The 940-nt window shown below is 68.6% G+C and carries 2 protein-coding genes; both read left to right on the plus strand.

Going from position 1 to position 940, the window contains the following annotated elements; all coding sequences use genetic code 11:
* Positions 1-528 (plus strand): IclR family transcriptional regulator (locus D9V41_RS16070; protein WP_166376081.1); only part of this gene is annotated, 528 nt, incomplete at its 5' end.
* A gap of 76 nt (positions 529-604) precedes the next feature.
* On the plus strand, positions 605-940 hold a 336-nt coding region (locus tag D9V41_RS16075; RefSeq protein WP_133434228.1), incomplete at its 3' end, for a LysR family transcriptional regulator.

Here is a 940-nt window from a genome sequence, read left to right on the forward strand (position 1 = left end):
CTGATCGGCGACCTTCGGCCCATCCTCGACGCGCTGCACGACACGACCGGCGAGACCATCCACCTGACCCGGCTCGACGGCCGGTACGTCGTCTACGTGGAGCAGATCGTGTCGCAACTGCCCGTCCGCTCGGCGGCGGTCATCGGCGCCCGCTCGCCCGCACACTGCGTGTCTCCGGGACTTGCGCAACTGTCGCATCTCCCCGCCGAGCAACTGGCCTGGTTCCTGTCCACGCCGTTGAAGCGCTATACGCCGGCGTCGACGACCAACCCGGAGGAGCTGCGGCGGAAGCTCGAGACGGTTCGCGAACGCGGTTACGCCGTCAACCTCGGGGGATACAGGCCGGACGTGGGCGGAGTCGGCGCGGCCGTCGTCGACCACAACAGCCAGCTCGTTGCCGGGATATCAGTCTGCGCGCCCGTCTACCGGCTCGCGACGATGGACCTGGACTCGCTGGGCGTCCTGGTGAGCGACGCCGCGAGTGAGGCGAGCCGGCTTCTCGACAAAGCGGCCTCGCCTCACGGGTGACCACCGTGGCGCCGATCCCTCGGCCCTGTGAACCAGAATCCGCCCTCGGCGCATGCGCACGCCCTATCATCAGCTCATGCGGACAACCAGGCGTCAGTTGGAGATCCTGGTCGGGCTCGGTGAGGACCTCCACTTCTCGCGCGCTGCCAACCGCCTGGACATCGCTCAACCGACCCTCAGCAAGGAACTGCGCCGCTTCGAGAAGCAGCTGACGTTCAGCCTCTTCACGCGAGGACCGAACGGCACCCGCCTGACACCCCAGGGTGAGCGCCTGCTGCCCCACGCCCAGGAGGCTCTTGGCGCGATCGTCGAATTCGAACGCCAGGCCCGCGCCGAAGCAGAACCGGAGACCGGCGCGCAGATTCGCATCGCCGTGTCCCCGTCGGTCGCGAACCGGCTCGCCCCCGCGATC

The organism is Aeromicrobium phragmitis (assembly GCF_003674095.1).
Lineage (GTDB): Bacteria > Actinomycetota > Actinomycetes > Propionibacteriales > Nocardioidaceae > Aeromicrobium > Aeromicrobium phragmitis.